28 protein-coding genes are annotated in these 25,467 nt (G+C 63.1%); 19 read left to right on the forward strand and 9 right to left on the reverse strand.

All coding sequences use genetic code 11. From position 1 onward, the window contains the following. The first annotated feature begins 27 nt into the window (after positions 1 to 27). From AC1DMA_RS18205 to AC1DMA_RS18240, 8 genes are read left to right on the forward strand one after another with little or no spacing between them, the layout of a single operon-like run. On the forward strand, positions 28 to 2,973 hold the full coding sequence (locus AC1DMA_RS18205; protein ID WP_478145092.1) for a monovalent cation/H+ antiporter subunit A: 2,946 nt from the start codon (positions 28 to 30) through the stop codon (positions 2,971 to 2,973). Beyond that, entirely contained in the window at positions 2,973 to 3,326 is a 354-nt protein-coding gene (locus AC1DMA_RS18210; protein WP_478125760.1) for a Na+/H+ antiporter subunit C, read from the forward strand. Before AC1DMA_RS18205 ends, AC1DMA_RS18210 begins: the two co-directional genes overlap by 1 nt. Continuing rightward, positions 3,323 to 5,023 carry a monovalent cation/H+ antiporter subunit D gene (locus tag AC1DMA_RS18215; RefSeq protein ID WP_478125759.1) on the forward strand — a complete coding sequence of 567 codons (1,701 nt, stop codon included), beginning with the start codon at positions 3,323 to 3,325 and terminating at the stop codon, positions 5,021 to 5,023. Before AC1DMA_RS18210 ends, AC1DMA_RS18215 begins: the two co-directional genes overlap by 4 nt. Continuing rightward, a complete protein-coding gene (locus AC1DMA_RS18220; RefSeq protein WP_478145197.1) occupies positions 5,023 to 5,514 on the forward strand; it encodes a Na+/H+ antiporter subunit E in 492 nt (163 codons plus the stop codon). The genes AC1DMA_RS18215 and AC1DMA_RS18220 overlap by 1 nt, the downstream gene beginning before the upstream one ends. Then, positions 5,511 to 5,789, forward strand: coding sequence for a K+/H+ antiporter subunit F (locus AC1DMA_RS18225; protein ID WP_478125758.1), 279 nt, complete (start codon positions 5,511 to 5,513; stop codon positions 5,787 to 5,789). The genes AC1DMA_RS18220 and AC1DMA_RS18225 overlap by 4 nt, the downstream gene beginning before the upstream one ends. Positions 5,790 to 5,805: 16 nt before the next feature. Continuing rightward, the gene (gene mnhG / locus AC1DMA_RS18230; protein ID WP_478145198.1) at positions 5,806 to 6,165 is read left to right on the forward strand and encodes a monovalent cation/H(+) antiporter subunit G; all 360 of its coding nucleotides are present in this window, start codon (positions 5,806 to 5,808) and stop codon (positions 6,163 to 6,165) included. 55 nt (positions 6,166 to 6,220) lie between these two features. Further along, entirely contained in the window at positions 6,221 to 6,625 is a 405-nt protein-coding gene (locus AC1DMA_RS18235) for a hypothetical protein (RefSeq protein WP_478145093.1), read from the forward strand. Positions 6,626 to 6,652: 27 nt separating this feature from the next. Beyond that, positions 6,653 to 7,207: a DedA family protein gene (locus AC1DMA_RS18240; RefSeq protein ID WP_478125755.1), complete on the forward strand. Its 555-nt coding sequence runs from the start codon at positions 6,653 to 6,655 to the stop codon at positions 7,205 to 7,207. Between the two features lie 4 nt (positions 7,208 to 7,211). On the opposite strand, the gene AC1DMA_RS18245 is transcribed toward AC1DMA_RS18240, so the two are convergent. Beyond that, positions 7,212 to 8,540, reverse strand: coding sequence for an MFS transporter (locus tag AC1DMA_RS18245; protein ID WP_478125754.1), 1,329 nt, complete (start codon positions 8,538 to 8,540; stop codon positions 7,212 to 7,214). Between the two features lie 150 nt (positions 8,541 to 8,690). Between AC1DMA_RS18245 and cyoA the strand changes: the two genes are divergently transcribed. From cyoA to AC1DMA_RS18280, 7 genes are read left to right on the forward strand one after another with little or no spacing between them, the layout of a single operon-like run. Further along, complete coding sequence (cyoA, locus tag AC1DMA_RS18250; RefSeq protein WP_478125753.1) at positions 8,691 to 9,755, forward strand: ubiquinol oxidase subunit II; 1,065 nt, start codon at positions 8,691 to 8,693, stop codon at positions 9,753 to 9,755. Positions 9,756 to 9,757: 2 nt separating this feature from the next. Then, positions 9,758 to 11,761, forward strand: a complete 2,004-nt coding sequence (cyoB, locus tag AC1DMA_RS18255; RefSeq protein ID WP_478125752.1) for a cytochrome o ubiquinol oxidase subunit I — start codon at positions 9,758 to 9,760, stop codon at positions 11,759 to 11,761. Continuing rightward, positions 11,754 to 12,395, forward strand: coding sequence for a cytochrome o ubiquinol oxidase subunit III (gene cyoC / locus AC1DMA_RS18260; RefSeq protein WP_478125751.1), 642 nt, complete (start codon positions 11,754 to 11,756; stop codon positions 12,393 to 12,395). The genes cyoB and cyoC overlap by 8 nt, the downstream gene beginning before the upstream one ends. Then, positions 12,392 to 12,790: a cytochrome o ubiquinol oxidase subunit IV gene (gene cyoD, locus AC1DMA_RS18265; RefSeq protein ID WP_478125750.1), complete on the forward strand. Its 399-nt coding sequence runs from the start codon at positions 12,392 to 12,394 to the stop codon at positions 12,788 to 12,790. The genes cyoC and cyoD overlap by 4 nt, the downstream gene beginning before the upstream one ends. Next, positions 12,787 to 13,581 carry an SURF1 family protein gene (locus AC1DMA_RS18270; RefSeq protein ID WP_478145094.1) on the forward strand — a complete coding sequence of 265 codons (795 nt, stop codon included), beginning with the start codon at positions 12,787 to 12,789 and terminating at the stop codon, positions 13,579 to 13,581. Before cyoD ends, AC1DMA_RS18270 begins: the two co-directional genes overlap by 4 nt. Next, positions 13,565 to 14,908 (forward strand): ATP-binding protein, encoded by a 1,344-nt coding sequence (locus tag AC1DMA_RS18275; protein ID WP_478145095.1) that lies wholly within the window; start codon positions 13,565 to 13,567, stop codon positions 14,906 to 14,908. The genes AC1DMA_RS18270 and AC1DMA_RS18275 overlap by 17 nt, the downstream gene beginning before the upstream one ends. After that, a complete protein-coding gene (locus AC1DMA_RS18280; RefSeq protein WP_478125747.1) occupies positions 14,898 to 15,440 on the forward strand; it encodes a response regulator transcription factor in 543 nt (180 codons plus the stop codon). The genes AC1DMA_RS18275 and AC1DMA_RS18280 overlap by 11 nt, the downstream gene beginning before the upstream one ends. A gap of 12 nt (positions 15,441 to 15,452) precedes the next feature. On the opposite strand, the gene AC1DMA_RS18285 is transcribed toward AC1DMA_RS18280, so the two are convergent. Continuing rightward, entirely contained in the window at positions 15,453 to 15,986 is a 534-nt protein-coding gene (locus AC1DMA_RS18285; protein WP_478145096.1) for a GAF domain-containing protein, read from the reverse strand. Between the two features lie 72 nt (positions 15,987 to 16,058). Next, positions 16,059 to 16,244, reverse strand: a complete 186-nt coding sequence (locus AC1DMA_RS18290) for a hypothetical protein (protein ID WP_478125745.1) — start codon at positions 16,242 to 16,244, stop codon at positions 16,059 to 16,061. Positions 16,245 to 16,393: 149 nt separating this feature from the next. Here AC1DMA_RS18290 and AC1DMA_RS18295 point away from each other — a divergent pair, with 149 nt between their 5' ends. Together AC1DMA_RS18295 and AC1DMA_RS18300 are read left to right on the forward strand one after the other, a co-directional pair. Continuing rightward, positions 16,394 to 17,818 carry a DHA2 family efflux MFS transporter permease subunit gene (locus AC1DMA_RS18295; RefSeq protein ID WP_478145097.1) on the forward strand — a complete coding sequence of 475 codons (1,425 nt, stop codon included), beginning with the start codon at positions 16,394 to 16,396 and terminating at the stop codon, positions 17,816 to 17,818. A 46-nt stretch (positions 17,819 to 17,864) separates the two neighbouring features. After that, positions 17,865 to 18,089, forward strand: coding sequence for a hypothetical protein (locus tag AC1DMA_RS18300; protein WP_478125743.1), 225 nt, complete (start codon positions 17,865 to 17,867; stop codon positions 18,087 to 18,089). Here AC1DMA_RS18300 and AC1DMA_RS18305 read toward each other — a convergent pair. Further along, entirely contained in the window at positions 18,086 to 19,309 is a 1,224-nt protein-coding gene (locus AC1DMA_RS18305) for an NAD(P)/FAD-dependent oxidoreductase (RefSeq protein ID WP_478145098.1), read from the reverse strand. The genes AC1DMA_RS18300 and AC1DMA_RS18305 overlap by 4 nt on opposite strands. Before the next feature lie 226 nt (positions 19,310 to 19,535). On the opposite strand from AC1DMA_RS18305, the gene AC1DMA_RS18310 reads away from it, so the two are divergent. After that, a complete protein-coding gene (locus tag AC1DMA_RS18310) occupies positions 19,536 to 20,312 on the forward strand; it encodes a RibD family protein (RefSeq protein ID WP_478145099.1) in 777 nt (258 codons plus the stop codon). A 394-nt stretch (positions 20,313 to 20,706) separates the two neighbouring features. On the opposite strand, the gene AC1DMA_RS18315 is transcribed toward AC1DMA_RS18310, so the two are convergent. From AC1DMA_RS18315 to AC1DMA_RS18330, 4 genes are read right to left on the reverse strand one after another with little or no spacing between them, the layout of a single operon-like run. Beyond that, complete coding sequence (locus tag AC1DMA_RS18315; protein WP_478145100.1) at positions 20,707 to 21,588, reverse strand: hypothetical protein; 882 nt, start codon at positions 21,586 to 21,588, stop codon at positions 20,707 to 20,709. Further along, positions 21,585 to 22,637, reverse strand: coding sequence for a glycosyltransferase family 4 protein (locus AC1DMA_RS18320; RefSeq protein ID WP_478145101.1), 1,053 nt, complete (start codon positions 22,635 to 22,637; stop codon positions 21,585 to 21,587). Before AC1DMA_RS18320 ends, AC1DMA_RS18315 begins: the two co-directional genes overlap by 4 nt. Positions 22,638 to 22,657: 20 nt before the next feature. Beyond that, the gene (locus AC1DMA_RS18325) at positions 22,658 to 23,071 is read right to left on the reverse strand and encodes a 6-pyruvoyl trahydropterin synthase family protein (RefSeq protein ID WP_478125738.1); all 414 of its coding nucleotides are present in this window, start codon (positions 23,069 to 23,071) and stop codon (positions 22,658 to 22,660) included. Positions 23,072 to 23,096: 25 nt separating this feature from the next. Continuing rightward, positions 23,097 to 24,095, reverse strand: a complete 999-nt coding sequence (locus AC1DMA_RS18330) for a zinc-dependent alcohol dehydrogenase (RefSeq protein WP_478145102.1) — start codon at positions 24,093 to 24,095, stop codon at positions 23,097 to 23,099. A 104-nt stretch (positions 24,096 to 24,199) separates the two neighbouring features. Here AC1DMA_RS18330 and AC1DMA_RS18335 point away from each other — a divergent pair, with 104 nt between their 5' ends. Further along, complete coding sequence (locus tag AC1DMA_RS18335) at positions 24,200 to 24,427, forward strand: hypothetical protein (protein ID WP_478125736.1); 228 nt, start codon at positions 24,200 to 24,202, stop codon at positions 24,425 to 24,427. A 15-nt stretch (positions 24,428 to 24,442) separates the two neighbouring features. Here the strand turns inward: AC1DMA_RS18335 and AC1DMA_RS18340 are convergent, their stop codons facing one another. Continuing rightward, complete coding sequence (locus tag AC1DMA_RS18340; RefSeq protein WP_478125735.1) at positions 24,443 to 25,447, reverse strand: XdhC family protein; 1,005 nt, start codon at positions 25,445 to 25,447, stop codon at positions 24,443 to 24,445. Positions 25,448 to 25,467 lie beyond the last annotated feature (20 nt).

A 25,467-nucleotide genomic window follows, 5' to 3' on the forward strand; every position in this document is an offset into this window, starting at 1 on the left:
CGGGGTCGATCGATAGAATTGATCGCAATGCCCCTTGTCTTTCTCGTTGCTCTTCCCTTCATCGCGAGCGTCATCGCGGCTCTGCTGCCATCTGACGCGCGCAACCGGGAATCGACGCTCGCAGGCCTCGTTGCGTTAGGCTGCGCCATACAGGCAGCCTGGTTCTTCCCGACAGTCGCAAGCGGCCAAGTGATCCGGCAAGAAATCGAGTGGATGCCGGCACTCGGGTTGAATCTCATCCTCCGCATGGACGGCTTCGCATGGCTATTCTCCATGCTGGTCCTGGGCATCGGCGCGCTGGTGGTGCTCTATGCGCGCTACTACATGTCGCCGTCCGATCCGGTGCCGCGCTTCTTCTCGTTCTTTCTCGCGTTCATGGGCGCAATGATGGGCGTGGTGCTTTCAGGCAACCTCATCCAGATGGTGTTGTTCTGGGAACTCACCAGTCTCTTCTCATTCTTGCTGATCGGCTACTGGCATCACCGTCGTGATGCGCGACGTGGTGCGAGCATGGCGCTGACGGTCACCGGCGCGGGCGGCCTTTGTCTGCTGGCGGGCGTGCTGGTGCTGGGGCGCATCGTCGGCAGCTACGAACTCGACGCGGTTCTCGCCGCCGGCGACGAGATCCGCGCCAGTCGCCTCTATCCCGCCGCACTGGTGCTGGTGCTGCTGGGTTCCTTCACCAAGAGCGCGCAATTCCCCTTTCACTTCTGGCTGCCACGCGCCATGGCGGCACCGACACCCGTCTCGGCCTATCTGCATTCGGCGACGATGGTGAAGCTCGGCGTATTTCTGATGGCACGCCTCTGGCCTGTACTTTCCGGCACCGAGCAATGGTTCTGGCTCGTGGGCGGCGCAGGAGCGATCACCCTGCTGCTGGGAGGATACGTGGCGATGTTCCAGCGTGACCTCAAGGCGCTGCTCGCGTATTCGACCATCTCTCATCTCGGGCTGATCACGCTGCTGTTGGGGCTCAACAGCGATCTTGCGGCCGTCGCGGCGGTGTTCCACATCATGAATCACGCGACCTTCAAGGCGTCGCTCTTCATGGCGGCCGGCATCATCGACCACGAAAGCGGCACGCGCGACATTCGAAAGCTCAGTGGCCTGCTCAAGCTGATGCCGATCACGGGCACGCTGGCGATCATCTCGAGTGCAGCGATGGCTGGTGTGCCGCTGCTCAACGGCTTCCTGTCCAAGGAAATGTTCTTTGCCGAGACTGCGCTGGTCGAAGCAACGCCATGGGTCAGCAAGAGCTTGCCCGTCCTCGCGACTGTCGCCGGCATGTTCAGCGTCGCGTATTCGCTGCGTTTCGTGTTCGACGTGTTCTTCGGTCCGCCATGCGGGCCGCCCGAAGTGCCGAAAAAGCCGCACGAGCCGCCGCATTGGATGCGCGTACCCGTCGAGTTGCTGGTGTTGATCTGCCTGGTGGTGGGCATAGCGCCGGCATGGTCGGTGGGTGCCTTCCTGATCGCAGCCGCAACGCCAGTCGTGGGTGGCCAGTTGCCGGAGTACAGCCTGGCCGTGTGGCACGGTTTCAATCAACCGCTGGCGATGAGCCTGACCGCTTCGCTCGGAGGCGTGGTGATCTATCTGCTGCAACGCCGAGGGCGCGCACGCGGCGCCTTGGAGACGACGCCTCTCCTGAGCCGCTTCGATGGACAACGCATCTTCGAGAATCTGCTCGCGCGCCTGAGTGAAGCAGGCCGGCGTGGCCGGCGTCTCCTGGGCACCCGACGGCTGCAGACGCAATTGCTTCTTCTCGTCAGCGTAGCGGTTGCCGGTGCAGGCGCGGCGCTCTATTTCACGCCGGCCGAAAGCGGATCGCGCTCAATGCTTCCGTTCTCGCCCATGTTTGCGATGACTTGGCTCATTGGATGCACCTGCGCAGTAGCCGCTGCGTGGCAAGCCAAGTTTCACCGACTCGCATCGCTGATGCTCGCTTCGGGCGCCGGGCTGGTGTGCTGCATCACATACATCTGGTTCTCGGCACCGGATCTCGCGCTCACTCAGTTGGTGGTCGAAGTGGTGACGACGGTGCTGATCCTCCTCGGTCTGCGATGGCTTCCGATGCGCTCGGCCACACGGCAGGCGGCAGTCGGGCGATTGCGCCCCCGGGCACGGCGTGCACGCGACATAGCGGTGGCAATCGCAGCGGGCGCCGGACTCGGCTCGATCGCGTGGATGATGATGACGCGACCTTTCCCGCAAAGCATCTCGTCCTTCTTCCTGGAGCGCGCCCTCACCCGCGGCGGCGGCACGAACGTCGTGAACGTGATGCTCGTCGACTTTCGCGGCTTCGATACGTTCGGAGAAATTACGGTCCTCGGCGTGGTTGCGCTGACGGTCTATGCGCTGCTCCGCCGCTTCCGACCGGCTCCGGAATCCATGGCGCTGCCGCTGCAACAGCGGCTGCTGGCCGACGACACGAACACCGATCTGCTCAATCCACGCCGCGCCAAGGACACCGCCGTCGGCTACCTGATGGTCCCTGCCGTGCTGGTGCGCCTGCTGCTCCCGCTGTCGGTGCTCGTTTCGGTCTATTTCTTCATGCGCGGCCACAACCAGCCCGGCGGCGGCTTCGTGGCCGGGCTCGTGATGTCGGTCGCGCTGCTGCTCCAGTTCATCGTCTCGGGCACCGAATGGGTCGAAGAGCATCTGCGCATCTATCCCAGGCGGTGGATTGCCGTTGGCCTCCTGCTTGCACTGGCCACAGGTGGCGGCGCCATCGTGCTCGGCTATCCGTTCCTCACCACGCACACGGCGCACCTTCACTTGCCGATCCTCGGAGAGGTGCATGTGCCCAGCGCGCTGTTCTTCGACATGGGCGTGTTCGCGCTCGTGCTCGGTGCCACGATGCTGATCCTCACGGCACTCGCCCACCAATCGATTCGCAGCCATCGCTGGTCCGACGAACAGGCTGAAAAAGTCGCGGCTCGTACCGCCCTCGCTGCGAAGGAGGCGGTCGCCTGATGGAAATCGTTCTCGCCATCGCCATTGCCATCGTCTCCGGATCGGGCGTGTACCTGTTGCTGCGGCCGCGGACCTTCCAGGTGATCATGGGTCTCACGTTGATCTCCTATGCGGTCAATCTCTTCATCTTCAGCATGGGTCGGCTGAAGCTCGACAGCGAACCGGTGCTCGAGCCCGGCATTGCCGCCACCCTTGCCAACACTGCCGACCCGATGCCACAGGCGCTGGTGCTCACGGCGATCGTCATCGGCTTTGCGATGACAGCGCTGTTTCTCGTGGTGCTGCTGGCCTCGCGTGGGCTGACGGGCACCGACCACGTGGATGGCGAAGAACGCCGGGAGCCGCAGGAATGACCGGCTTCTTGAACCTGATCGACAGGCTGCTCGAATTCAGCATGCCGCACCTGATCGCCGTGCCGATCCTGGTGCCGATGCTTACCGCAGGTCTCATGCTGCTCCTGGGTGAACAGCGACGGCGGGCAAAGTCCGCCTTGAGCGTCGCATCCGGCCTGATCGGACTTCTCGCAGCGCTTGCCTTGCTGCGCTGGGTCAATGCGCCTGCGACCGGGGGCGGCCCAGGCTCGATCGGCGTCTATCTGCCGGGCAACTGGCATGCGCCCTTCGGCATCGTGCTCGTTGCGGATCGTCTCTCGACGATGATGGTGGCGCTCACCGGGGTGGTCGCGTTCGCCGCCTCCATCTATTCGACTTCGCGGTGGGATCGAGCCGGCGTTCATTTCCACCCGATGCTGCAATTGCAGCTCATGGGCCTCAATGGCGCCTTCCTGACGGGGGACCTGTTCAATCTCTTCGTCTTCTTCGAGGTGATGCTCGCAGCCTCTTATGGGTTGCTGCTGCACGGCTCGGGCCGGCTGCGCGTGCATGCGGGGCTTCACTACATTGCAATCAACCTGGCGGCTTCGTCGCTGTTCCTGATTGGCGCCGCATTGCTGTACGGCGTGACCGGTACGTTGAACATGGCGGACCTCGGCGTGCGCATCGCCCAGATCTCGCCGGCCGATCGCGGGCTGGTGCACGCGGCCGCGGCCATCCTTGCGACGGCCTTCTTCGCCAAGGCCGGTGCGTGGCCGCTGAACTTCTGGCTCGTGCCGGCGTACAGCTCCGCGGTTTCGCCCGTGGGTGCGGTGTTCGCTCTCCTTACCAAGCTTGGCATCTACACCTTGCTGCGCCTATGGACGGTCATGTTCGCGCCGGACACGGGTGCTTCCGCGGAGTTCGGGCAAGGAGCGCTGGTCACGACGGGGCTGGCGACCTTGTTCGTGGGCGCACTGGGGATCGTCGGCACGCAGCGGCTTTCCAATCTCGCTGGCTTCAGCGTGCTGGTTTCGGCAGGCACGCTGCTGGCGGCCATCGGGTTTGGCCAGCCGGCCATGTGGGCTGGCGCCCTCTACTACATGCTGAGCTCGACGCTCGCGGTGAGCGCCTTCTTCCTGCTGATCGACATGATCGAGCGCTGGCGCAATTCGGGAATGAGCATCGCGCCGCACGAGGCAGCCGGGGATGCGCCGTTTCTGTCCGAAGACTTGCGGAGGTCGGATGACGTGAATCTCGACGACCACGCGCAGGCGTTGTATGGGCGAGCCATTCCGGCGGGGGTCGCCTTCCTGGGCCTCAGTTTCGTCGGATGCACGATCTTGCTGGCTGGGCTGCCGCCGCTGTCCGGCTTCGTCGGCAAATTCGCCATGCTGTCTGGACTCTTCAGTGTCTCGAAGGTCGCTCCAGCGGCGTGGGCCTTCATGGCGCTGCTGCTCCTGTCGGGCTTCTTCACGCTGATCGCCTTGAGCCGCACCGGCATCCGGCATTTCTGGACCCAGGCTCATGCGACGCTGCCTGCGCTGCCGGCACTCGAAGTTCTGCCGGTGGCGGCGCTCCTCGCGGCGTGTTTTGCGCTCACGTTCTGGGCGGGACCGGTGATGCAACACGCCGTCGCCACGGCCGAAAGCCTCCGGACCCCGACTGCCTATCGGGCTGCCGTGCTCGGCGCGCGGGAGGTGCCAAGCCCGACCTCTGAAGCCGGAGCCGCCAAATGATCAAGCGCTGGATCCCATCGCCCCCGCTTTCGCTGGGCCTGTTTGTCGTCTGGCTGCTGCTCAACCAATCAATGGATGTCGCGACGCTGCTGCTTGCAGCGATCCTGGCATTCGCCGTGCCGTTGCTGACGCAGTCGCTCAGGCCTTCGACCGTCAGGATGCGACGCCCTGGCGTTGCGCTGCGGTTGAGTGGTCTGGTGCTCTACGACATGATCCGCTCCGCCTTGACGGTGGCGCGACTGCTGCTGACCCAGCGCAACGCCGGCATGAAGCCATGCTTCGTTCGAGTGCCACTCGATGTCCGGGACCCGAACGCGCTGGCGGTGCTCGCGATGATTATCTGCCTCACCCCCGGCACCGCTTGGGGCGAGGTTTCATTCGATCGATCCAGCCTGCTGATCCACTTGTTCGACGAACCCGACGAGGTGGCCTTCGTTGCCATGGTCAAGTCCCGCTATGAACGCCCGCTGATGGAGATCTTCGAATCATGACGCCGATCCTGTTCTGGGCACTCAAGCTTGCGCTGCTGTTGCTCGCCGTCGCCATGACCTGCGCCGTCGCTCGCCTGCTCATCGGGCCCACTGCGCAGGACCGTGTGATGGCGCTCGATTGCCTCTATATCAACGGAATGCTCATGATGCTGGTGCTGGGCATCGTCTATACGAGCAACGTCTATTTCGAGGCTGCGATGCTGATTGCGCTTTTCGGCTTCGTGAGTTCGACGGCGCTCGCGAAATTCCTGCTGCGCGGCGAGGTGATCGAATGACGAACGGAGATTGCGCATGAACGAATTCATCCAAGCCCCACTGCCAATGTGGGCAGAGATCCTGACCGCGGTGTTCGCTCTGACAGGCGCCGCTTTTGCTGCCATTGGTTCTTTCGGGCTGGTGCGGCTGCCGACGTTTTTCCGTCGAATCCATGCGCCGACGCTCGGCGCGACCTTGGGCGTGTGGAGCATGACCCTCGCGACGATCGTCTATTTTTCGGTCCAGGGCTTAAATCTTTTCCTGCACGCTTCGTTGATCGCGTTGTTCGTTGCACTCACCGCGCCGGTTACGACCATTTTCCTGATGCGCGCGGCGCTCTTCCGCGAAAGGCTCAAGAACGGAAACGTTCCGAAGGCCGACCCGAAAGCGCCTTGAGACGCCTTCCGCACGGCAGTCGACGCATACTTGCAATGATCTCGTGGAGTTTGAAATGAAGATTCTTGCCTCGACGGCGGCAGCGGCCGCCGGCCTGCTGCTGACGCTGAGCGCCAGCGCGCAGGTTTTCGGAACCGACAACAGTGCGGCCGCACGCGCCGAACGGAACAAGCAAGGGGCCGAGGCCGCAAGGGGCCCCCAGATGAGTGAAGGTGATCCCATCCCTGCGGCCGAGCCCCGCTTCTCGCCCGAGCAACGTGCAGCCGCACGCGCTCAGCGCCGCAGCATCGGCGAGGAAGCAGCGAGAGGTCCGCAATTGGGCGAAGGCAATCCCGTTCCAAAAGCACGGCCGCCCGTACAGAGCACCGATCGCTCGTCGGCCCGAAGGACGCGCGCCGGCGAAGCAACACGCGCGAACAAGGAAGGGGAGATCAAGTCGAAGGGCGAGACGAGCTACTGACACCATTCTTCCCGGCATCATTCGGGCATGCATCTGTCAGAACTGCTCCAGAACTACGGCTATCCCGTGGTGTTTTTCGCCGGGCTGTTCGAGGGCGAGACGATCCTGATGCTGGGCGCCTTTGCGGTGCATCAGGGCTATCTTTCGCTAGGTCCCTTGATTGCTTGCGGCGCAGCGTCGGCCTTCCTGACTGACCAGTTCTATTTCCACCTGAGCCGCCGCAAGGGGTTGGAACTGCTTGCAAACCGTCCCAAGCTGCGCGTTCACATTGAGCGGGTGAACGGGTTTGTCTCGCGCCATCCTGTGGCGACGATTTTCCTGATGCGTTTTGCATGGGGCTTGCGCATCGCGATGCCGGCGACGCTCGGTATGGGCCGGATGTCGGCCTTGCTTTACGCCGGCCTCTGCGCGGTGGCTGCAGTCGTCTGGTCCACGGTCGTGGTGCTGTTTGGCGTCAAGCTCATGGGCTGGGTGCATTCGTGGGTCGGGCACTTTCGACCCTACGAACACAAGCTGATTCTGGCGGCGCTCGTGATTACGCTGGCAGTAGCGCTCTTCAAGCAGTGGCGCGTCCGCCGTTGATCGGCTATTCGCGGATTTCGAGCGCCCGGTTGATGCGCAGGGCCACTAGCGTGCAGACGGCGCCTGAGAGCAGATAGACACTGACGTAGCCGAGTCCGAAGTGCGACGACAGGCCCAGCGCCACCAGCGGCGCGAAAGCGGCGCCGATCAGCCATGCCAGATCGGAAGTCAACGCAGCGCCCGTGTAGCGGTACTTCGCCTCGAAATTCGCGGTGACGGCACCCGCCGCCTGTCCGTACGACAAGCCCAGAATCACGAAGCCCACTAGGATGAACACGTCTTGGCCAAGGCGACCGCCATCCAGAAGCGTTGGCGCAAAACCGCTGAACACTGCAATGAGCACCGCAAGGCTGCCGAGCGTGTTACGCCGGCCCATCCGGTCGGCAATCAGGCCCGAAGCAACGATGCCGATGGCCCCGAGCACGGCGCCGACCATCTGCACCAAAAGGAACTCGGTGATCGACTGCGTCGAATACAGCGTGATCCACGAGAGCGGGAAAACGGTGATCAGGTGGAACAGCGCATAGCTTGCCAGAGCCGCAAAGGCGCCAATGACGATGTTGTAGCCCTGCGAGCGCGTCATCTCGACCACGTCGGTCGGCTGAAGTTCACGCGCCTCGAGCAAGCGATCGTATTCGTTGGTCGAGACCAGCCTGAGGCGCGCGAACAACGCGACCACGTTGATCGCAAAAGCCACGTAAAAGGTGTAACGCCATCCCCAGTCGAGAAAGTCCTCGAGCGAGAGGCTCGAATAGAGAAACGCAAACAGCGCGCTCGCCAGGAAGAAACCAACAGGGGCGCCCAGTTGACCAAGCATCGCGTACCACCCGCGGCGATTCGCGGGGGCATTGAGCGCCAGCAGCGAAGGGAGCCCATCCCACGAACCACCCAGCGCCAGCCCCTGCCCGACACGCAGGAGCGACAGCAGGATGATCGACGTGAAACCGATGCTCGCGTAGCCCGGAAGAAAGGCCATGCCCGCCGTCGATATGCCCAGCAGGAACAGCGCGATTGTCAGTTTGGCCTCGCGCCCGAAGCGGCGCTGGACAGTCATCGATATGACGGTGCCAAAGGGACGGGCAATGAACGCGAACGAAAAGATCGTGAAGGCGAAGAGAATCCCTTCGAGGCGATTTTCGAAAGGAAAGAACACCGCCGGAAAGACCAGGACCGAGGCGATCCCATAGACGAAGAAGTCGAAATACTCCGACGCGCGCCCAATCACCACGCCAACGGCGATCTCCGAAGGTGTGACGTGTGAGTGGTCCGAGTCGCCCCCATGAAGGGTCGAGTTCAGTTCGTGTTCGGTGCTACTGATGCCTGACATCGTCATTTCTGCTCTGGTTCGTGTGTCGTCAAGTGGACTTCGCGAGCGTCTCACCGAATCGGGATTGCCGCCATAGGACAAAACGTCCAATATCCGGCGCAGGCCAAACCAAGTAGATTCTGGACTCTTTGCCCAGCAAACGCACCATTCTCCGGCATGCCTCCCCTCAAGAACTTTCGCGGACTACTCTTGCTCCCGCTCGCCATGTTGGCGGGGTGCAACACGGTGGTTCTGAATTCGTCCGGCGATATCGCCCGTCAGCAAGGTCAGCTCATCGTCATCTCAACGGTGTTGATGCTGCTCATCATCGTGCCGGTCATCGGCCTGACCATCTTCTTCGCCTGGAAATACCGACAGTCGAACAAGGAAGCCAAGTACTCGCCGGAATGGGACCATTCCACCGAACTCGAACTGGCCATCTGGGCAGCCCCGCTGCTCATCATCATCGCGCTGGGTGCCATCACCTGGATCAGCACTCACACACTGGATCCCTATCGCCCATTGAGGCGGATCGAAGCCGGGCGGCCGGTGCCTGACGACGTCAAGCCACTCACGGTCGAAGTGGTCGCACTCGACTGGAAGTGGCTCTTCATCTATCCCGAGCAAGGCATCGCGAGCGTCAACGAGATGGCGGCGCCGGTCGATCGGCCGATCGTCTTCAAGATCACGGCCTCTTCGGTCATGAATTCGTTCTACATCCCGGCGCTGGCTGGCCAGATCTACGCGATGCCTTCCATGGAGACCAAGCTCAACGCGGTCATCAACCAGCCGGGCGAGTTCGAGGGCTTCTCCGCCAACTACAGCGGCGCTGGGTTCTCGAACATGCGCTTCAAGTTCCATGGCGTGAGCGAAGCCGATTTCGAACAGTGGGTCCAGAAGGCCAAGTCCAGCAACAGTGCCCTGACCCGCGCGGTGTACCAGGAACTGGAGCGCCCGAGCGAGCGCGACCCGATTCGTCATTTCGGCACGGTCGAAAGCGATCTCTACCAAGCGATCCTGAATCGCTGCGTGGACCGGAACAAGATGTGCATTCATCAAATGATGGCCATCGATGCAGGCGGCGGCGTGGCCGGGCCTGCCGGCACCTTCAACGTCACCTCGCGCCCCTGGCAACCTGACGGGAAGAATTCGCCTCTTCGCACCTACGTCGCAGCCATGTGCACTCCCAATGACCCGGTCGGCCTGTCGGTCCCGAGTACCAACCTTCGCATCCAAGAGTAACGATGCCTGAACATCTAGATTTGACGAGGCTCATCTTCGGCCGCCTCACCTGGGACGCGATTCCCTTTCACGAGCCGATTCTTCTTGCGACGTTCATCGGTGTTGCGATTGGCGGCCTGGCCATTCTCGGCGCGCTGACCTACTTCCGTCTCTGGGGCCCGTTGTGGCGCGACTGGTTCACCAGCATCGACCACAAGCGGATCGGCATCATGTACATCATTCTCGGCCTGGTGATGCTGCTGCGCGGTTTTGCCGACGCGATCATGATGCGCGCCCAGCAGGCGGTCGCATTCGGCGACCAGGCCGGATTCCTGCCGCCGCACCACTACGACCAGATCTTCACGGCCCACGGCGTGATCATGATCTTCTTCGTCGCCATGCCGCTCGTCACCGGCATGATGAACTACATCGTGCCGCTGCAGATCGGCGCGCGCGACGTGGCCTTTCCGTTCCTGAACAACTTCAGTTTTTGGATGACCACCTTCGGCGCGGCGCTCGTCATGGCGTCGCTGTTCGTCGGGGAATTCGCGCGCACCGGCTGGTTGGCGTATCCGCCGCTGTCGGGGCTGCAGTTCAGTCCCGACGTGGGCGTCGACTACTACATATGGTCGTTGCAGATCGCGGGGGTCGGTACCTTGCTGTCAGGGGTCAACCTGATCGCCACCATCGTGAAGATGCGCGCTCCGGGCATGACGCTGATGAAGATGCCGATCTTCACCTGGACCGCCCTTTGCACCAACATCCTGATCGTCGCTGCCTTCCCGGTGCTGACCGCCGTGCTCGCGCTGCTGTCGCTCGACCGCTACGTCGGAACGAACTTCTTCACGAACGACTTCGGCGGCAACCCGATGATGTACGTGAACCTGATCTGGATCTGGGGCCACCCAGAGGTCTACATCCTGATCCTTCCAGCGTTCGGCATCTTCTCCGAGATCGTCGCCACGTTCTGCGGCAAGCGACTCTTCGGTTATGCGTCGATGGTCTACGCGACGCTCGTGATCACGATTCTTTCGTACCTCGTCTGGCTGCACCACTTCTTCACGATGGGCTCCGGGGCGAGCGTCAACTCGTTCTTCGGCATCACGACGATGATCATCTCGATCCCCACCGGAGCGAAGATCTTCAATTGGCTGTTCACCATGTACAAGGGCCGCATTCGCTTCGAGCTGCCAATGATGTGGACGATCGCCTTCATGATCACCTTCGTCATCGGCGGCATGACGGGCGTGCTGCTTGCAGTGCCTCCGGCTGACTTCGTGCTGCACAACAGCCTCTTCCTGATCGCGCACTTCCACAACGTGATCATCGGTGGCGTGCTGTTCGGCATGCTGGCCGGTATCACCTACTGGTTCCCGAAGGCGTTCGGCTACAAGCTCGATCCCTTCTGGGGCAAGTGCTCGTTCTGGTTCTGGGTCGTCGGCTTCTATCTCGCCTTCATGCCGCTCTATGTCCTGGGTTTGATGGGCGTCACGCGCCGCTTGAACCATTTCGATGATCCTTCGCTGCAGATCTGGTTCCAGATCGCCGCGCTGGGCGCCGTGCTGATCGCAGTGGGCATTGCCTGCCTGATCATCCAGTTCGTGGTGAGCTACCTTCGCCGGGACCAGCTTCGCGACTTCACTGGTGATCCGTGGAATGGCCGTACGCTCGAATGGTCGACCTCGTCGCCCCCGCCTGCCTACAACTTCGCGTTCACGCCCCGCGTGCATGAAAACGACGCCTGGGACGACATGAAGAAGCACGGCTACACCCGGCCGCTCGAGGGATTCATTCCCATCCACATGCCGAAGAACACCGGCGCCGGTTTCATCATCGCCGCGCTCGCGGCGGTCTGCGGCTTCGCGCTCATCTGGCAAATGTGGCTGGTTGCGGGCATCGGCTTTTTCTCGATGCTTGCCGCAGTGATCATCCATACCTTCAACTACAAGCGCGACTATCACGTCCCGGCGGACGAAGTCGTCCGCACCGAAGGCGATCGCACTCGCCTCCTGGCCGCCCATGTCTGACGTTACTGCCCTCTCCCCTGCCGGCGCCCTGAGCGCCAACCCGAGTTCGCGCTTCTACCTGCGCGACGAACACCATCCCGAAAACGGGACGATGCTCGGCTTCTGGCTCTACCTGATGAGCGACTGCCTGGTGTTCGCGTGCCTGTTCGCGATCTACGGCGTCCTTGGCCGCAGCTTTGCGGCAGGCCCGTCGGGCGCCGACTTGTTCGATCTGCCGCTGGTGGCGCTGAACACCTCCTTGCTGCTGCTGTCGTCGATCACCTACGGGTTCGCGATGATCGAGATGCAGCGCAGCCGCGTGAAAGCCACAATGATCTGGCTGCTGGTGACCGGCCTGCTCGGCGCCGGCTTTATCGGCATCGAGCTCTACGAATTCGCGCACCTGATCCACGAAGGCAACGGTCCGCAGCGCAGCGCGTTCCTTTCGTCGTTCTTCGCGCTGGTGGCGACGCACGGTCTGCACGTGACCTTCGGCATCGTCTGGCTCATCACGCTCATGGTGCAGGTGGGCAAGCACGGCTTCATCGCCGCGAACCGTCGCCGGCTGATGTGCCTGTCGATGTTCTGGCACTTTCTGGACGTCGTCTGGATCGGCGTCTTCACCTTCGTGTACCTGATGGGAGTGCTGCCATGAGCGCGCATGACGAAATCTCCGCCCATGACGACCATCACGGCGATCACCACGGCCATGACGATGGCGCGCCCCATTCGACGTTCAAGGGCTACATGACTGGTTTCGTGCTGTCGGTGATCCTGACGGCAATTCCGTTCTGGCTTGTGATGGGCAACGTCTTCGAGAAGTCCAGTGTCACGGCCTTGGTGATTCTCGGTTTTGCCGCGGTGCAGATCGTGGTGCACATGGTGTACTTCCTGCACATGAACGCGAAGTCCGAGAACGGTTGGACGATGCTGGCGTTGATCTTCACTGTGGTGCTGGTCGTGATTACGCTGAGCGGGTCGTTGTGGGTGATGTACCACCTCAACCACAACATGATGCCGGGCATGACCGACATGCACAAGATGCCTTGAACGAGCGCGGTCCCCGTTCCGCGCCGGTCCTGGTTGCGCTCGCGCTCTGCGCAGCGCTGATGTTCGCGGGCTTCGTCGCGCTCGGGGTCTGGCAACTCGAGCGACGGGCCTGGAAGCTCGACCTTATCGAGCGTGTCGATCAGCGAGTGCATGCACCCGCCGTTATTGCGCCCAGCCCGGACGAATGGCCGCAGGTGAATGTAGCCGCCGACGAATATCGGCGCGTCACGGCGACGGGCACATTTCTCCACGACCGGGAAACATTGGTTCAAGCGACCACAGCGCTCGGCGGCGGCTATTGGGTACTGACGCCGCTGCGCGCCGCCGATGGCAGCGTATTGCTGGTCAATCGCGGCTTTGTTCCGCCCGAAAGCCGCGATCGCGCCACTCGCAGTGCCAACGAGCCAACGGGCGAGACGACCGTCGTCGGCCTCCTGCGAATGTCCGAACCTGGCGGCAGCTTCATGCGCAAGAACGACCCCGCCGCAAACCGCTGGTATTCGCGTGACGTCCAGGCCATCGCAACCGCCCGCGGCCTGACGCTCGTGGCGCCCTACTTCGTGGATGCCGAACCCGCTCAACGTGCCGGTGCCGCATCGGCCGGCAATGGGAATCAGCCTGTGGGCGGACTGACGGTGATCGAATTCCCGAACAGCCATCTGACGTACGCAGTCACGTGGTTTGCCCTGGCCCTGATGATCGCCTGCGCCGCCTGGTACGTGGGACGTGATGAACTTCGCCTGCGGCGAAATCCGATGGCCCGAACGAACGAAGATGCCATCCATGACTGACGGCAGGCGCACGGGGGACGCGACCGGGCTCAAGAACATGCAGCAGTTGATCCAGCTGCGCTGGATCGCGGTGGTCGGGCAGGTGGCCACCATCATGGTCGTGCATTTCGGGTTCGAAATCCACCTGCCGCTCGACCAGATGCTGGCGGTGTTGGCCTGCCTTGCAGCCTTCAATGCTGCCAGCCAACTGCGGTGGCGCATCCACAGGGACGTGACCAACACAGAGCTTTTCGTTGCGCTGCTGGTGGACGTCGCCATGTTGACGGCCCAGCTGTATCTCAGCGGCGGCGCGACGAATCCCTTCGTCTTCCTCTATTTGCTGCAGGTGATCCTGGGCGCGGTGTTGCTCGACGCGTGGTCGACCTGGACGATGGTCGGCATCACGACCGCCTGCTTCGCCGGTCTTGCACTCTTTTCGGAGCCGCTCGCACTTCCGCGCTCCTACAGCCAAGGCTTGTTCAGCCCCTTCGTCATCGGGATGTTGATCTGCTTTGCGCTCATAGCCGCGCTGCTGGTGATCTTCATCACCCGGATCAGCCGGATCTTGCGCGGACGCGACGCGCGGCTGGCAGACCTGCGCCAACGCGCCGCCGAGGAAGAGCACATCGTGCGCATGGGCCTGCTGGCGTCGGGTGCCGCGCACGAACTGGGCACGCCGCTTGCCACGCTGGCGGTGATCCTGGGCGATTGGCGACGACTGCCGCACTTCACTTCCGATCCCGAACTGCTCGATGAGGTCACTGAGATGCAGGCCCAGGTCCAGCGCTGTAAAACCATCCTGACGGGCATCCTGCTGTCGGCCGGCGAGGCGCGCGGGGAAAATTCGGAAGAGACGACGGTCAGCACCTTTCTCGACGACCTCGTCGAAGAATGGCGAACGACGCGCGCCGCCGCTTCCTTTGCTTACGAAAACCGGTTCGGCCACGACCTGCCCATGGTCTCGGATTCGGCACTCAAGCAGATGATCTACAACGTGCTGGACAATGCCCTGGAGGCTTCGCCGCACTGGCTCGGCCTCGTCGCCGCGCATGACGGCGACGCGTTGACACTGACGGTGATCGATGTCGGCCCCGGCTTCGCGCCCGAGATGCTCGCTCAATTCGGCAAGCCCTATCAGTCGAGCAAGGGTCGGCCCGGCGGCGGACTCGGTCTCTTCCTGGTGGTCAACGTGGCGCGCACGCTCGGCGGAAGCGTCACTGCACGCAACCGGCCCGAAGGCGGTGCGGTCGTGACGCTGACGCTGCCGCTCGCTTCAATCACTCTCGAAGAAGACGAAGAGAGCGACCAGAGCGAACAGAGCAAAGAGGACCACCCACATGGAAGCTGAAGCTGAACGCCTGCTCTTGATCGTGGAAGACGATGCCGCCTTTGCGCGCACGCTGGGCCGCTCGTTCGAACGCCGGGGCTATTCGGTCATGCTCGCGGCGAACCTCGAGCAGGTGACCGAGCTCCTGCGTGAGCACTCGCCCGGCTATGCCGTCGTCGATCTCAAGCTCAATGGCGACGCCTCGGGCCTTACCTGCGTGCAGACACTGAACACGCACGACCCTTCCATGCTGATCGTGGTCCTCACCGGTTTTGCCAGTATTGCGACCGCCGTCGAGGCGATCAAGCTCGGTGCCTGCCATTACCTGGCGAAGCCGTCGAATACCGACGACATCGAGGCGGCGTTCGGGCGGGCCGAGGGCAACGTCGAAGTCGAACTCACCAACCGCTCGACGTCTATCAAGACCCTGGAATGGGAGCGCATCCACGAGACGCTCGCCGAAACGGGTTTCAACATCTCGGAGACTGCGCGCAGGTTGGGGATGCACCGACGAACGCTGGCCCGCAAGCTCGGCAAGCAGCGCGTCAAATAGTTCGCTGCCGCGCTACTCGATACCTTCAGCCTGGGCCAACAGCCTTGCTGTGGCATTGGCAGCCATCTCCAGGCGCTTCACGTCGCGTTCGCCCAGGTCCGAGCGGGGCTCGAAGCTGAATCCGCACAGCACGCCATACAGCGTTCCGTCGGAGAACAGCACCGGCACACCGATATGCGCGCCCATGCCATGGTAGTAGTCCGGCAAACCGTTCGCGACACGCGCGCTCGTCACGTCCGGTATCAGACATGGCATCCGCCCGTCGACGATTCGTTGGCAGATGCTTTCAATGCGCGGGTGCGAATCACCCGGCCGAATGATCGCGTCAATACTCTTAGAGGAGATTTGACGGAATACGCGATTGCCGTCGACGAACTGGCCCACGAAGACGACCTCGAGATTGAGTTGCTCTCGAATCACGCGCAGAAGGCTCCCGATGCTCCGCTCGGTCAGGCTGCCATGGCCGCTGCCTTCCGCAGTGATCGCGGCTATCTCCCCGGCCCAGATGTCCAGTTCGCCAGGCTCGCCTCCGGATGTTGTGCTCATCGAGTCTCCTTTTGAGGAGCGATCCTACGTCACGGGCTCCACCGGATTGCGCTCACCGCAAAAGCCCGCGGCCTACCGCACCAGATATCTGAAAGCCACGACCGCCGCGATGCCGACCGCCACGAAGAAAAACAGCCGGCCCCACCGCACCACAGGCTCGCCATTGCCGGACATTTCGCTGCGGTGCAAACCTGAAAACGACGTGGTATCGGGCTTGTCTCGGTGCCAGTCGTGGAAGTTATCGCGGTCGGTGTTCATGTAATACATTTTAACTACCGTTACCTACAAACTTACAAGCCCCAGAGTGCCGTCGGGTGCAATGTTCGCGATCGGCAGATGTGGACCTTGCTCAACCTCTCTGATAAGGTTTGTGGATGCTGTACACAAACGCCGCGAAACCCCACCCCATGGACAACCGCAAACGCTGGCTCGCACTGATGGTGCTCTGCCTCGGCGTTCTCATGATCGTGCTGGACACCACGATCGTGAACGTCGCCCTGCCCTCGATCCGCGAGGACTTGGGCTTTTCTGAAACCGCCCTCGTCTGGGTCGTGAACGCCTACATGCTCACCTTCGGCGGATTCCTTCTGCTGGGCGGCCGCCTCGGCGATCTCTTCGGCCATCGGCGGCTGTTCCTGGCCGGAATCACGCTGTTCACCATTGCTTCATTGGCGTGCGGCCTCTCGAATTCCCAGTCCTTGCTCGTGGCGTCACGGGCCGTACAAGGGCTTGGCGGCGCAGTGGTTTCCGCCGTGGCGCTTTCGCTGATCATGAATCTCTTTACCGAGCCCTCGGAGCGTGCCAAGGCGATGGGCGTGTACGGATTCGTGTGCGCCGGCGGCGGCAGCATCGGCGTACTGCTGGGCGGCTTGCTGACGGGCGCTTTGAGCTGGCACTGGATCTTCCTGGTCAACCTGCCGATCGGGGTGGCCGTGTACGCGCTGTGCCTGATGCTCCTGCCAGACTCGCCCGGGCAGGCCGCCGGCGAACGGCTGGACGTCGGCGGTGCGGTCGCGATCACGGCGTCGTTGATGCTGGCCGTCTATGCGATCGTGAATGGCAACGAGGCCGGCTGGACTTCGGCGCAGACCCTTGTTCTGCTGGGCATCGCGGCGGCGCTGCTTGCGATCTTTCTCGTCATCGAGTCCCGGGTGCAGCACGCGCTGATGCCTCTGCGCCTTTTCCGCCTTCGCAATGTGTCGACCGCCAATGTGATCGGGGTGCTTTGGGCCGCCGCGATGTTCGCGTGGTTCTTCATTTCGGCGCTGTACTTGCAACTCGTGCTTGGTTGCAGCCCGATGCAGGTGGGTCTCGCCTTCCTTCCGGCCAACCTGATCATGGCGGCCTTCTCTCTGGGGCTTTCGGCCAAGCTGGTGATGCGGTTCGGCAATCGTGCCCCACTGGCCTTCGGACTGCTGCTCGCCTCGGCCGGACTGGCCTTGTTCGCTCGCGCGCCAGTCGATGGGAGCTTCGTCGCTGACGTCCTGCCCGGAATGATCCTGCTGGGGCTCGGCGCCGGCATGGCGCTGAATCCGCTGCTGCTCGTGGCCATGGGCGACGTGTCACCAAGCGAATCGGGTCTCGCTTCAGGCGTCGTCAACACGGCGTTCATGATGGGCGGTGCGTTGGGCCTGGCGGTGCTCGCAAGCGTCGCCGCCGCAAGAACCGAAAGACTGGTTGCGCTCGGACTCGATATGCCTTCGGCACTCACGGGCGGCTATCACGCAGCCTTTCTGGCTGGCGCTTTCTTCGCGGCGATCGCCGCGGTGCTGGGTGCGGTGCTACTTCGTGGTCCGCAGCCGCAGGCCAGCGCGTTCGCGGCTGAAAGGTAGGCTTTGGCCTACAGAAAATCCGCCCGCGCACGCCCAGCATTGAGTCATGAAGAATCCCATCAAACTCGTTATCGACGAGCCTGCGCCTGGGTCTTATATCTGGACGCTGCTCGAAACCGACGCCACCGGCGCGCCGCACAAAGTTTTGCGAGCTGCCGAGTACGGGGCGGACACCTACGAAGCCGCGCTGGCCGCTGGCACGCGAATCATGGACGCCGAAATCCGAAAGAACGTCGCGGCACATTCAGAGTCCGGGAACGCTTCAGGCTAAGCCAGGAGCGTCTTCAACGGCACTGCAGGATCACTTGCAACAGCCGGGTCCGGACTGCGCCCCGCCTCCAGCAACTTCCTGCTCATCAAATGGTCGACCGGCGCGTTCACCGACTCGACACACCGCAGTTGCGCATCGACGTAGTGCAGCAACGAAAACGAAGCAGTGTTGGCGCCGGGGCGGCGGTATGTGGCTGCGCCCGGCTGCCTTTCCGGCGGTACCAGCCCGGCCATTTGGAGCCGGAGGCTGCCCTGGTCGGACCAGAACCACGGCACGGCGTCGTGCGGGCGCGCGGCACCCGTGAGGGTGGCCACCGCCGTGCGGGCTTGATCGTTCGCGTTCTGCACGGACTCGAGCCGCAGTGCGGCGCCGGTGCGCCGGTCGGGAAAGCGCGTGCAGTCGCCCACCGCCAGAACGGCTTCATCGCTGGTCTGCATATAGGCGTCGACAACGATGCCGTCGGCACATTCGAGGCCCGCAGCTTGCGCCAGCGCCATTTCGGGCACTGCGCCAATGCCGAGAAGCAAAAGATCGATCGGCGCTTGATTTCCGTCGACTTCGATGGCCGTCAGGCGTTTGTCGGCGATGAAGGGTTGGCCGGACTGCACGCCCACGCGGATATCCATGCCGGCCGAGCGATGAGTCGCCATGACGTGCGCAGAAAGCTCGGGCGACACTGCTCGGCTCAGGAGGCGCGCGGCGCTTTCCAGCACCACCACCTGCTTGCCCAGCGCGAGCGCGGTGGCTGCGACTTCGAGGCCGATGAAGCCACCGCCGAGCACGGTCACGTGCTGCGCAGCCGACAATTTGGCACGCAGTTGAACGGCATCGTCGGCGGCTCGCAAAAGCAATACGTTGTCCAGCCCGTCCAACGCAGTCAATCGCCGCGCTCGCGTACCCGTGGCGAGCACCAGGCGCCCCCATTCAAGCACGGCGCCCGAGCGCATGGTGACGGTGCGTGCTGCGCGATCGATGGCCAATGCCGCATCGCCGAGATGCAGCGTGATGCCCGATTCGCCGTACCATGCCTGGGCGCGATGCAACTGGGGGGCCTCTTCGGGGCTTTTCAGGAAGGTTTTCGAAAGCGGCGGCCGGTGATAGGGGATCGCCGCCTCCTCGCAGACCAGATGCACTCGCGCTCCTTGCCCCGCCTCCACCAGACCGGCACAAAGTTGCGCAGCCGCGTGACCGCCGCCGATGATGACGATGTTCGAATTCATGGATGATTTCCGTGCTGTCAACGATCCGAGAAAGACGGATCCGACCCGACACTTTAGCCTCGCCATCAAACCAACCTGATGACCCACGAAGACATCGCTCACGCCGGAAAGTAGCCCAGTGAGCCGACGCCCCGAGTCAACTTCCTCCGTCCCCGGCGTGGATGCGCTTTGGCCTCTCTGCGTCGAAGTGGCGGCACGCCGCCGCGATGGGACAAAACCGGCTGACTTGGACGTCCCATTTGCCTGGGATGCATCGCGAGGCTTCAGGTTGCGTGGCCTGTGGCATGAGGACGCGATCGAATTGTTCGAGCTGTTCAAGCCGATGCTCGACCGCCCCCATGGAGGCGTCCCCTGGGTGATCGGGCAGTTGGGCCAGAGTCTTGACGGGTATGTCGCCACGCACAACGGTGATTCCAACTACGTGAATGGCCCGGAAGTCCTGACGCACCTGCATCGGCTGCGCGCGCTGTGCGACGCCGTCATCGTCGGCGCAGGCACGGCCGCCACCGACAACCCGCAGCTCACGACACGCCTGGTAGCCGGCCAGCACCCCGTGCGTGTGCTGCTCGACCCGACTCTGCGTCTTCCGCCCACGCTGCGAGCGCTGACCGACGCACAGGCGCCGACCCTGCTCGCATGCGATGCCCGGCGCGTTGCCGAAGCCGTGGAACGCGTCGGTGCCGATCAGGTACTCGCCTTGGAAAATCTGGTCGACAGCTCAGGAGGCGTGAACCTGAAGGCCCTGCTGAACGGGCTTGCCGAGCGAGGGCTCAGGGTCTTGTTTGTCGAAGGCGGCGGCGTCACGGTTTCGCGCTTTGTTGCGCAGGGCTGCATGGACCGGCTCCACCTGAGCGTTGCTCCCGTGCTCATCGGCACGGGGCGACCCGGTCTAAGGCTTCCGCCCAGCACGGCGATGCGCGATTGTCCAAGGCCGCCCAGTCGCGTGTTTCGCATGGGTGACGATGTGCTTTGGGATTTGAATTTACGCGCAGCTCAGAAGTAGACCTGTAGATCTCTCCGGCTTGGGGAATTGAAATCTGCAATTTCGGAGGACAGATTGGCCCAATGGCTGGAATTGTTTATCCGATCGTCGGAATGCGTCTGCGGAATTCCTCGCTCCGCAGACGCACGACCGGCAGCATTGGCAACCGAGCCGAGTGGCTCGCAATGCAATTCAATAGTTTTTTGCAGTCGCGGATGCAATATCTTTGCGATTTCTCCCGATCCGGCGACTCTATTGAATACCTCTTGCTGTGACAGCAAAAAGGATTCTATGAGCGGCACTGCGCCCAATCACGTGATCGCGGCGGAAATCAGATATTTCTCAAGGGCGAGGAATTGAGCTGCTCGAGTAAATCAAACGCTATTGCGACTAATCAGAATTTCTGAATATAAGTTCACGGAATGGCAAGAAGGTCCAGGTGGCCCACGGTCAGGCGGCTGCGACCTGTCAGGCGCATCCGCTGCGCCCTCCATTTGCTGACCAGCGCGTGGGCCGCAGGCGCCTGCTCGATTGCGGCATCATTCATTCCGTCCACCATGGCAGTGACCATTGCCGCAGCCTCGCCGTTGGCTCCCTCGATGCACCAGTCCGATGTTCTTTGAGCGACATTGAAACCGGCGGCGGTGAAGCGCTCCGCAGACAGCCGCGCGGCTTCGGCACCCATTGCAGGGCCGAAGCCCTTGGCTCCGCGCTGATGCGACATGAAAAACCCATGCACCTCTTCGTCCCCTTCGATGCCGGGGTCCCACGCCACGCGCCCATCCACAGTCAGGGCGAACAAAGCCGCCGCGTTCGCCGATTTCAGATGTCCTATCAATGCATCAAGCCATTCGATCGACACGAGATCGAGTAGCGCTGAAGCGGTGACGAGATGGGCCTTCGCAAAAGGGACGGCGTCCAACGCACCCGCGAGATCGATGCGCAAGGGTTGCACCTCTGCCGACCAGTCGACCCCCTCGATGCACAGGCCGCCCCCCGTTGCTTCAATCCCGAAGCCATGCACCCGCGCCCACGCACCCAATACGCCAGGCAGCATGCTCAACAGCAGTGGATCGTGGTCTACGAGCAGCCAGCGCTGCGAACCGCGTAATCGCGGTGCGAGTTCGCGGAAATTGGCGCCGGTGCCGCAAGCCAGGTCCACGACCGTGAGTGCCGGACTGTCAGCACGCAGACGGCTTGCGAGTGCCGGCAAGTCGAAAGAAGCCGCCGCGGCCCGACGCGCCGCATGATCGAAGGGTTCGCGCATGGCGAGCCAATCGGCGCTGAAGCCGGTCATTCGTGGGCCGCCGACTGAAAGCGCGCGAGCGCTGCTGCAAATCGAACGGCGCTTTGCCGCCAACTGGGCAGCAGGCGGCCGGCAGCGCGGGCGCCCTCAGCCAATCCGGCCCGCCAGTCAGCGTCATCCATCAGGCGCCGCAAGGCCTCTCGCAATTCACCGCCGTCTCCGGGCCGTATCAGGACACCCGCTTCAGAGGGCACTGTGTCGGGAATGGCGCCGGCCCGCGAACTGATCACCGGTAGTCCCCGTGCAAGCGCCTCGGCCAGCGCCATGCCGTAGCCTTCGTGGAACGACGGCAGTACAAATACGTCTGCGGATTCGTACAGCGCATTCAGGCCGTTCTCGTCCTTCTCGCCATGGAGAATGACGCGCTCGCCCATTCCATGGTTTTGGATGGCGGACGAAAGCGCAGTGGCGCATTCCGGGTCCATGGTCAGGCTGCCGACGCAATTCAGCGACCAGCGCCGATCCATCAACCCTGCGAGCGCTTCGATCAAAAGACGGTGGCCCTTGCGCGGCGTCACGGTCGCGACGCAAAGAAGGTTCAATGCTTCGGAGCCGGAGCCGGAGCCGGAGCCGGTGGCCATCGCGGCCGGATCGGTCCCGGGCTCGACCACCGCGATGCGGGGCGATGAGACTCCATAGACTTCGAGCGCGCGTCCGGTCGAGGGACTGGTGACGATCACGCCTCGGGCCATTGCCAACGCCTTGCGCTCGCTTTCGAACACCGCGCGCCGCATCTCGTCAGACAGGCCCGTCTCCAACGCCAAGGGGTGATGCACCAGCGCGATCCATCGAATGCGCTGCGCATGCTCGGCCGCCAGGTCGGGCATGGCACCGAAAGCCAAGCCATCCACCACAGCCAAGGTGTCGTCCGGCAACGCCTCGACCCTGCGCCGTGCCAAGGCCAGCGCTTCGGCGCCGGGCGTAGGCCATCTTTCGCCGAGCGACACAACGTCGACCTTCCATCCTTCGGCACGCAAACCATCGACGATTCGGCGGTCATAGATATAGCCGCCGGTGCGAGTGCCAAGATCGCCCGGCACCAGAAAGCTGCAATGGGTGCTCAACGCGAGTGCGCTGGCAGCGCGCCCTCATAGGCCGCCCATGCGACGTGTGATTCATGCAGCTTCACTCGCAGTGACGACAAGCCGCTGGCGTGAGGCCCCAGTTCGCCCTTTTCGATGCGCGCCGCAACGCGATCGAAGATCACGCGGGCCATGAATTCCGTGGTCGTGTTCAGGCCCTCGAAGGCCGGATCGTCGTCGAGATTGCGCAGATTGAGCTCACTCACCACCGCGCGCAGCACCTCCGTTGCCAGGGCGATATCGACCACCACGCCGTCCGCATCCAGTTCGGCGCGGTGCAGTTCGAGATCGACGACATAGGTCGCCCCGTGCAGCCGTTGCGCGGGCCCGAATACATCGCCGCGGAAGCTGTGGGCAATCATGAAGTGATCTCGGACGTTGACGCTGTACATGCAGGCCTCCAGGTAGTGCGAAGTTTCAGGCGTAGTCAATGCGCTGGCACAGGGTGTCCGGCGCGCCGGCCGCCAAGCGGGCCAGCACTGCGGGCAGTTCGTCGAACGCGGCAGTGTCGGTGATGAGTGCATCCAAAGCCGGTTCGCGCAAGAGCGACAACGCCAATGCGAGCCGCCGCTTGTGGCTCCAGCGTGCCCGCTGCGCCGGCGCCACATGCCCCACCTGCGAACTCTTGAGAACCAGGCGCCGCGAATGGAATCCCTCACCGAGCGGAAGCGCGACTTCACGCCGCCCATACCAGCTCAGTTCGACGACGGTCGCTTCGAATGCCGCCAAGCGCAAGGCGGTCACCAAACCTTGCGCGCGACCGCTCGCATGGACGACGAGGTCTGCATCGGGTGTTGCGTCGGTGGGACTCGCAAACGCGAGACCGAGCGCTTCGGCGATGGGGCGGCGCGATAGCAGTGTGTCGATCAGTTCCACCGTGCAGCCGGGCATCCGGCCCGCAAGCCACGCGACGAGCAGGCCGACCACACCTCCACCGACGACGGCAATGCGGTCGCCGACGCGCGGGGCAGCGTCCCACAGCGCATTGACCGCGGTTTCCATGCATGCGGCGAGCACCGCTCGGCCGGGAGGCACGTCATGCGGAAGCGGATGAACGGCCTCGGCTGGCACCACGTAATGAGTCTGATGCGGATAGAGGCAAAAGACATTTCGACCCTGCAACGCGTCGGGGCCGTCCTCCACGATGCCAACGCTGGCGTAGCCGTACTTCACCGGCGCCGGAAAGTCGCCCTCCTGGAACGGAGCGCGCATCCGGTCGAACTCGGACTCAGGCACCTCGCCGCGAAACACCAGCATCTCGGTGCCGCGACTGATGCCGCTGTGCAATGCGCGAATGCGCACCTCGTCGACGCCCGCCGCGTCACACGAGGTGGCTCGAATACCGGCGCGACCCGGCGCTTCGATCCAGCAGGCCCGAGCGTCGTTCGATTTCACACGTGACGGATAGGCTGGCATGAAGCGGATCTTAGGGCGATGCCTGTACAGCCGGTGTTTGCCCTGAGGTGATCTTCGCCCCTTGCCACCGGAAAATTTCTGAATCTCTGATAGGCTGCACAGCCATGCGTGCTCTTGTCATCATTGCAAACATCGGACTCATTGCCGCCGCTTTCTATTTCGGCTCATGGGCGGGACTGCTGATCGCTCTTGCGGTTTGCATTGCGCTCATCGGCGCGTTCCTGGCGTTCTCCACTGACAAGGTGGAAGCCAGGGAATCGCGCGAAATGCGCAAGGCCATGGGGCGGAACACAACCTTCCTGGCCGGCCTCTTCGAACACACCAAGCGCTGAAGCGGCCTCTTCGATCTATTCGGCCGCGGCCTTCGCCACGGCGACCGCCGCTTCGCGCGGCAACGACACCGCATTCTTCACCGCCAGGATTTCCGCCATCACGCTGACCGCAATCTCGGGAGGCGTCTTGCTGCCGATGTAGATGCCGATCGGGCCGCGCAGCCGCGCCAGCGATTCGGCCGTCTGGTCGAAGTGCTCGATCATGCGATCTCTGCGCGCTTCGGCATTGCGGCGCGAGCCGATCGCGCCGACGTAGAACGCTTCGCTCTGCAGAGCCTCGAGCAGCGCCAAGTCGTCCAGCTTGGGGTCGTGCGTGAGTGCGACGACACAGGTGCGGCGATCGGGTTTGAAGGCGGTCACCGCATCGTCCGGCATTTCGGTCGTGATCGTCACGCCGGGCAAAGTCCAGCCGGTCCGGTATTCAGTGCGGGGGTCGCACAGCGTGACCGCGAAGCCGCAGAACTTCGCCATGGTCGCGAGGTATTCGGCGAGTTGACCGGCGCCAATCAGCAGCATGCGGTATTCGGGGCCGAAGGTATTGACCAGTTCCGTGTCGTCGACCGAAAGCTCCGCCGGCGATTCGGCTTCTGCCAGCTTGACCGAGCCGTCGGCGAGCCGCACGGTGCGCTGCATCAGGCGGCCCTCTTCAAGCGAGGCCACGAGCGTTTGGAGCGAGCCGGGGTCCGGGTCGTATTCGAGCAGCAGTTCCAGCGTGCCGCCACAAGGCAAGCCGAAACGATGCGCTTCGTCGGCGGTGATGCCGTACTTGACCAGCGCCGGCGCGCCCGTGGGCATGACGCCGTCCCCATGCGCGCGGCTGTAGCGCGCGATCAAATCGTCTTCGATGCAACCGCCCGATACCGATCCCACGACCGCACCATCTTCGGCAAGCGCCATGATCGATCCGATCGGGCGAGGCGAGGAGCCCCACGTGCGGACCACCGTCGAAAGCATTGCGCGGCGGCCGGCCAAGCGCCAGTCGCGCAGCGCGCGCAGCACCATGACATCCAGGTTTTCCATCTTCGTGTCTCGCTTTCCGG

Source organism: Variovorax sp. 05N34 (assembly GCF_056397405.1).